Origin of the sequence: Streptomyces misionensis (assembly GCF_007896895.1) — a bacterium.
Classification (GTDB): domain Bacteria; phylum Actinomycetota; class Actinomycetes; order Streptomycetales; family Streptomycetaceae; genus Streptomyces; species Streptomyces misionensis_A.
The window spans coordinates 1-5,946 of record NZ_VOGW01000189.1; the positions used below are offsets into that span (position 1 = coordinate 1).

At 73.4% G+C, this 5,946-nt stretch carries 7 protein-coding genes, 5 tRNA genes and 1 pseudogene; 6 read left to right on the forward strand and 7 right to left on the reverse strand.

From position 1 onward, the window contains the following. Window positions 1–94: 94 nt before the first annotated feature. Together FRZ03_RS39610 and FRZ03_RS34260 are read right to left on the reverse strand one after the other, a co-directional pair. On the reverse strand, window positions 95–247 hold the full coding sequence (locus FRZ03_RS39610; RefSeq protein ID WP_167381394.1) for a hypothetical protein: 153 nt from the start codon (window positions 245–247) through the stop codon (window positions 95–97). A 164-nt stretch (window positions 248–411) separates the two neighbouring features. Continuing rightward, window positions 412–846 carry a hypothetical protein gene (locus FRZ03_RS34260; protein WP_146468966.1) on the reverse strand — a complete coding sequence of 145 codons (435 nt, stop codon included), beginning with the start codon at window positions 844–846 and terminating at the stop codon, window positions 412–414. Window positions 847–1,058: 212 nt separating this feature from the next. Here FRZ03_RS34260 and FRZ03_RS34265 point away from each other — a divergent pair, with 212 nt between their 5' ends. Then, on the forward strand, window positions 1,059–1,583 hold the full coding sequence (locus FRZ03_RS34265; RefSeq protein ID WP_186785786.1) for a DsbA family protein: 525 nt from the start codon (window positions 1,059–1,061) through the stop codon (window positions 1,581–1,583). Between the two features lie 71 nt (window positions 1,584–1,654). On the opposite strand, the gene FRZ03_RS34270 is transcribed toward FRZ03_RS34265, so the two are convergent. The 3 genes from FRZ03_RS34270 to FRZ03_RS34280 are packed head-to-tail and all read right to left on the reverse strand — an operon-like array spanning window position 1,655 to window position 4,412. After that, entirely contained in the window at window positions 1,655–2,479 is an 825-nt protein-coding gene (locus tag FRZ03_RS34270) for a GNAT family N-acetyltransferase (RefSeq protein WP_146468968.1), read from the reverse strand. 59 nt (window positions 2,480–2,538) lie between these two features. Then, window positions 2,539–3,360, reverse strand: coding sequence for an aminotransferase class IV (locus FRZ03_RS34275; RefSeq protein ID WP_146468996.1), 822 nt, complete (start codon window positions 3,358–3,360; stop codon window positions 2,539–2,541). Beyond that, window positions 3,357–4,412, reverse strand: a complete 1,056-nt coding sequence (locus FRZ03_RS34280; protein ID WP_186785787.1) for a chorismate-binding protein — start codon at window positions 4,410–4,412, stop codon at window positions 3,357–3,359. The genes FRZ03_RS34275 and FRZ03_RS34280 overlap by 4 nt, the downstream gene beginning before the upstream one ends. A 179-nt stretch (window positions 4,413–4,591) precedes the next feature. Between FRZ03_RS34280 and FRZ03_RS34285 the strand changes: the two genes are divergently transcribed. From FRZ03_RS34285 to FRZ03_RS34305, 5 genes are all read left to right on the forward strand, one after another. Further along, window positions 4,592–4,664: transfer RNA gene (locus tag FRZ03_RS34285), tRNA-Gly, on the forward strand. Between the two features lie 38 nt (window positions 4,665–4,702). Continuing rightward, window positions 4,703–4,776: transfer RNA gene (locus FRZ03_RS34290), tRNA-Cys, on the forward strand. Window position 4,777: 1 nt separating this feature from the next. Continuing rightward, a tRNA-Val gene (locus tag FRZ03_RS34295) sits at window positions 4,778–4,849 on the forward strand. Between the two features lie 53 nt (window positions 4,850–4,902). Next, window positions 4,903–4,974, forward strand: a tRNA-Val gene (locus FRZ03_RS34300). 29 nt (window positions 4,975–5,003) lie between these two features. Beyond that, window positions 5,004–5,075, forward strand: a tRNA-Val gene (locus FRZ03_RS34305). Window positions 5,076–5,194: 119 nt separating this feature from the next. On the opposite strand, the gene FRZ03_RS34310 is transcribed toward FRZ03_RS34305, so the two are convergent. Both FRZ03_RS34310 and FRZ03_RS34315 read right to left on the reverse strand, forming a co-directional pair. Beyond that, complete coding sequence (locus tag FRZ03_RS34310; protein ID WP_146468970.1) at window positions 5,195–5,494, reverse strand: TFIIB-type zinc ribbon-containing protein; 300 nt, start codon at window positions 5,492–5,494, stop codon at window positions 5,195–5,197. Window positions 5,495–5,594: 100 nt separating this feature from the next. Beyond that, window positions 5,595–5,946: pseudogene (locus tag FRZ03_RS34315) on the reverse strand (aminoglycoside phosphotransferase family protein); the annotation flags it as partial.

Sequence of the window (5,946 nt, forward strand, 5' to 3'; positions counted from 1 at the left end):
GGGCGTCCGCCCGCCGGGGCGGCAACGGCTCGGGCTGCCGGGGCGTCGGGCGACGTCGGTCCCGGCGGGTGGCGCCGGGACGGACGTGTACGGCTCACAGCAACAGCAGGTCGTGCAGCGCAGCCATGAGGATCAGACACCCGATCACCGCTAGGAAGATCATCAGCGGCGGCTGGGAAAGGGCGAAGAGGCACCCGCGCGGCTCGTCCTTCGGCGGCGCGGCCTCGCTCTGTGTCGTATCCACCATCTCGCGGCCGATGATGGCGCACCCGGCAGGCCCTCGGCGATCAACACTCGCGATCTTGCGGGAGTTCGCCGAATCCCGTGATCTCTCGTCCGGCTCGCTTCGGCTGGTGAACGTTTCCGCACGTCCGGGGACCTACTGTGTCGCACCGGCCAGTCATGTGACTGTCATATGCCGTGCTTCTTGAGGATGGCCTCGATGTCGCTGAAGTCGTCACCGGCGGAGGAGGAGCGGGGTGCGGCGGCCGGGCGCCGGTCACCGCGCACGGCCGGTGCGGAGGACGTGGGCGCCGCGACGCCCGGCCGGGTCTCGGGTGCCGCCCGGCGTTCCCTGCCCGCGCCACCGGCCCTGCGGCGCTCGGCCGCGCGGGTGCCGGTGAACAGCAGCCAGGCCGCGCCCAGCACCCCGAAGCCCGCCCAGGCGGTGGGGCTGAAGGCGGTGTCGGCGAGCCAGCCCACGACGCCCGTCATCACCAGGCCGACCGGCACCAGCGAGTAGGCCGCGATGCGGGCCGCCGACAGGAAGCGCCTGCGGTAGGCCGTGACCACCGCTATGCCCAGGCCCGCCGCGGACACGGCGGAGCAGACGGTCTCGGCAATCATCCGGTCCTCCTGGCGGGCTCGGTCGGGGGAAGAGGTGCGCGCGAGGCGCCCCGGCACGGCCGAGGTGCGGCGCTTCGTCCCTTCCATCCTGCACCGCCCGGCCGGCCCGCGGCCACGGTCCGGCCGGACATCAGGGAGATCTCCGGGTCGTCTCCTCCTGCGGTGCCATGGTCGGATTGGGACGGTCACGGACGGCCTGGAAGACTGGGCGCATGAGCGACTCCTCCCCCGCGCGCCCCGACGCCCTCGTCCTCGACGTCTGGTGCGAGCTCCAGTGCCCCGACTGCCGCGCCGCCCTGGACGACGTGCACGCCCTGCGCGCCCGCTACGGCGACCGGCTCGACGTGCGGCTGCGGCACTTCCCGCTGGAGCGGCACCAGCACGCCTTCGCGGCCGCCCAGGCCGCCGAGGAGGCGCAGGCGCAGGGCAAGGGCTGGCCGTACGTGGAGGCCGTCCTGGAGCGGGTCGAGGAGCTGGACCGCGGGGGAGAACCCTTCCTGGTCGAGGTGGCCCGTGAACTCGGGCTGGACGCCGAGGAACTGGACACCGCGCTGATCGACGGCCGGCACATCCTGATCGTGGACGCCGACCAGGCCGAGGGCAAGGCGATCGGCGTGACCGGCACCCCCACCTACGTCGTCGGCGGCGAACGGCTGGACGGCGGCAAGAGCCAGGAGGGGCTGCGCGCGCGGATCGAGGAGATCGCGGACCGGCTCCTCGCCGGCGAGGACGCCTGAGTCCCGGCAGGACCCGCGAGGACGCCTGAGCCCCGCCGGGGCCCGGCCCGGTCCCGCCGCACCGGCGGCTTCTACACCAGCGGCTTCGCCAAGGAGTAGCTCGTCGTCGCGTAGCCGAGGGACTCGTACAGCCGCTCGGCCGGGGTGTTGCCCGCGAAGACGTTGAGGCCCAGCAGAAAGCGGCCGGACTCCAGGGTCTGGCGTTCCGCGAGGAGCATGAGGGTGCGGCCGTGGCCGCGGCCCCGCAGGGCGGCGTCGGCCTCGACGTCGTACACGAACGCCCTGCCCTCCCCCAGGGCGAGCCACAGCGTGCCGGCCCTGGTGCCCTCGTGTTCCAGGACGCTGAAGCGCACGCCCTCGGTCGCGAGTCCGTGCGGCAGCAGCCGCGCGTGGTCGTCGCGGGCCTTGGCGCGGGCGGTCTCCTCGGGGACGCCCCGCTCGGTCCACATGCGGGTGTAGCGCTCGCCCTCGCGGGCCTTCCAGGACGCGAACTCCGCCTCGGTCATGGGCCGCGCGCGACTGCCCGGCGGCAGCTGCGGCGGGGTGGGGCCGAGGCGTTTCTCCATGCCGCGGTTGCGCAGGGTGTAGCCGAGGGCGGCGAACAGGCGCAGCGCGACGTCCCCCGGGGCCGGGACGACGGCCTCGATCTGCCGGCAGCCCCAGCCGCGCGCCACCTCCTCCGCGGCGAGCGCGGCGACCGTGCCCCGGCCGCGGCGCCGGTCGGGCTCGGCGATCGCCAGGTCCTCGACGCGGGCCGTCGAGGACCCGAGGGAGGGCGAGGTGCACAGGCGGATCTCGCCGACGGGGCGGCTGTTCACGCACACCTGGTAGCGGCGCGAGCAGGTGCCGTCGGGGTGCTGCTGGAGCGGCTCGGCCGGCCGCAGGGTGGTGGTCATCACAGGTGTTCTACCCGCGGCGGACGGCCGAGTCAGCACGTACTACGGGATCGCCGGGCTCACGGGTCGAGGTCGTCCCCGGAGCGCTCGTCGAAGACGCGCATCGCCTTGGCGGTCACCGGGCCCGGGGCGCCGGGGAGTTCGCGGTCGTCGACGCGGCGCACGGCCTGGACGTCGCGCAGGGTGGAGGTCAGGAAGATCTCGTCGGCGCGGGTCAGGACGTCCATCGGGAGGTCGGTCTCCCTGGCGCCGGTCCACTCGACGGCCAGGGCGCGCGTGATGCCGGGCAGGCAGCCGGAGGAGACCGGCGGGGTGTGGATCTCGCCGTCCAGGACGACGAAGACGTTGGACCCGGTGCCCTCGCACAGCTCGCCCACGGTGTTGCCGAACAGGGCCTCGGAGGCGCCGTGTTCGCGGGCGCGGGCGAGGGCGACGACGTTCTCGGCGTACGAGGTGGTCTTCAGACCGGTGAGCGCGCCGCGCTCGTTGCGGGTCCAGGGGACGGTGATCACGGCGGTGGTGTCGGGACGGCGGCTGGTCTCGCCGAGGGCGACCACCAGGGTCGGGCCGTGCTCGCCGCGGTCGGAGCCGAGCGGGCCGTGGCCGCCGGTGCAGGTGATCCGCAGCCGGCCGAGGGGCATCGGGTTGGCGGCCAGGACGGCGGCGCAGGCCGCGCGGATCTCGTCGTGGTCGGGGTCGGGCAGGCCGAGGCCCCGGGCCGAGCGGGTCAGCCGGTCCAGGTGCCGGGTGAGGGCGAACGTCCGGCCGTGGGCCGCCTTCACGGTCTCGAAGATGCCGTCGCCGACCGTCAGCCCGTGGTCGAAGACGGAGACCCGTGCGGACTCCGCGTCCCGCAGCCCACCGTCCAGCCAGATCTTCATACGCACGCCTCTCCGCTCTCCTCGTACGCCCCCGACGCTACCCTGAGCAGCCGGGACGCCTTCAGTTCGGTCTCCCGCCACTCCCGCTCGGGGTCCGACCCCCAGGTGATGCCGGCGCCGGCGCCGAAGCGCAGCACGCCCTCGGCCCGGTCCAGCCAGAAGGTGCGGATGCCGACGGCCAGCTCGCCGGTGCCCCGGTCGGCGTCCACCCAGCCGATGCCGCCGCAGTAGGGGCCGCGCGGGACCGGTTCCAGCTCCTCGATGATCCGCAGCGCGCTGGACTTGGGCGCGCCGGTCACCGAGCCGGGCGGGAAGGCGGCGGCGAACAGCTCGGGCCAGCCGGCCCCGGTGCGCAGCTCGCCGCGGACGGTGGAGACGAGGTGGACGAGGCCGGGGTGCTTCTCCACCACGCACAGCTCGGGGACGGTGACGCTGCCGGTGGCGCAGACCCGCCCGATGTCGTTGCGGACCAAGTCCACGATCATCACGTTCTCGGCGTGGTCCTTCTCCAGGAGGTCCGCCTCGGTGCGCCCGGTGCCCTTGATGGGTCCGGACTCCACGGTCCGCCCGTCCCGGCGCAGGAACAGCTCCGGGGACGCGGTGGCGATCTCCACGCCGTGCCCGGGCAGCCGGACGGTGCCGGCGTACGGCGCCGGGTTGCCGCGGGCCAGCAGGGCGGTCAGGGCGTCCACGTCGACGTCCGGGGCGACGGGCGCGCTGAGCACCCGGCAGAGGTTGGCCTGGTAGACCTCGCCGGCCGCTATGGACGCGCGGATCCGGCGCACGCCCGCGGTGTACGCGGCACGGTCCAGGGTGGAGACCCAGTCCGTCACGGCGGGGCCCCGCCAGCCGCCGGGCGCCGGGGCGGGCACCGGCGCCCGGCGCACGTCCGCGAAGCGGGCACAGGTCAGGCGGCCCTCGAAGTCCGCGCACACGGCCCAGAAGCCGCTGGAGTCCAGGGCGGCGGGATCGCTGGTGACGTCGAGGAGGCCGGTTGCGAGGCGGTCGCCGAAGCGGGCCAGCGGGGGCGGTCCGGAAGGGTGGTGGAGCACGTTGCCGAGTCTAGGTCGGGTGTCCGAGGGGTGACCCGGGGATGTCCCGGAGGGGGCCCTGACCACCGCCTGCGCCGGGTGCACCGCAGCACGCTGCGCAAACGCGTTTTTGTACTGGCCCGGGAATCCGCTAGAGTTCAACACGTCGCCGGGACGCGGAAGCGGGCCGGAAACGACAAGCGGACGTAGCTCAGTTGGTAGAGCGCAACCTTGCCAAGGTTGAGGTCGCGAGTTCGAGCCTCGTCGTCCGCTCGAAGGAAGTAGGGGTCGTCCCGATCCCCTACACTCCTGGTGGAGTGGCCGAGAGGCGAGGCAACGGCCTGCAAAGCCGTCTACACGGGTTCAAATCCCGTCTCCACCTCCAAGGACGATTAGCTCAGCGGGAGAGCGCTTCCCTGACACGGAAGAGGTCACTGGTTCAATCCCAGTATCGTCCACTGGATCTTCGGCTCGTCCGGAGATCGGCGGATCCGACGAGGATCCGGACCCCGCGCGATTAGCTCAGCGGGAGAGCGCTTCCCTGACACGGAAGAGGTCACTGGTTCAATCCCAGTATCGCGCACTGACGGTGATCCCCGGATCACGGTCCGCGGACGATTAGCTCAGCGGGAGAGCGCTTCCCTGACACGGAAGAGGTCACTGGTTCAATCCCAGTATCGTCCACACGTCAAGAAGCCCCCGGCCATCTCGTGGCCGGGGGCTTCCGCGTTCCGCCCTGGTGCTGTGGCCGGAAAGGTTTGCCGGTGAACCTTGCAGGTCGCAGCACTCTAGGTCGCAGCGCTCTAGCTGGAGAACAGCATGTGGGTGAAGCTGCGGTGGTGGCGTTCGGGGTGCCCGTGGTGTCCGTGCTCGTAGGGGTGGCCGCCGTACGGGGCGCCCCAGGCGGGCGCGGACGGGGCCGGGTACGGCTGGGCGGCGGGCGGGGCCGGCGGCACCGGCTTGGACCACTGGGACTCCAGCTGGGTCAGGGCCTCCAGCTCGCCGTAGTCGAGGAAGATGCCGCGGCACCCGCTGCACTGCTCGATCTGGACGCCGCTGCGGTTGTACGTCTGCATGGGCGCGTGGCACTTCGGACAGTGCATCGTCGGCTCAACTCCTCGCCGGTCGGTCCTGCTTGGTGGTTCCCCAGGACAGACTCCGTTTCCCGGCGCGTGGTTGCGCCCGGTGGCGGGATTCAGCGGGTCAAGTGGCGTACGGCACGGCCGTCATGCGGGCGCAGGCGCCGACGAGGGCCCGCTCGGCCTCGTCCAGCGGGCGGTGCGCCGTCAGTGCCTTGGTGATCGCCAGGGCGGCCGTCTGCACGGTGAGGGCGCGGGCCGGGACGTCCAGGGCGGGCCAGGGGTCGCCGGCGGCGGGCACGGCCGGGCCGCGGGCCGCCCGGTAGGCGGCGAGGAAGCGGGTCCAGGTGTCGGGCGGCAGGAGCCCGCAGGCGTACCAGGCGGCGGGGCGGGCGAGGTCCCAGGCGGGGACGCCGAGCCCCAGGTCGTCCACGTCGATCAGCCGCCACGGCCCGTCGGGGGCGGGGTGCCGGACG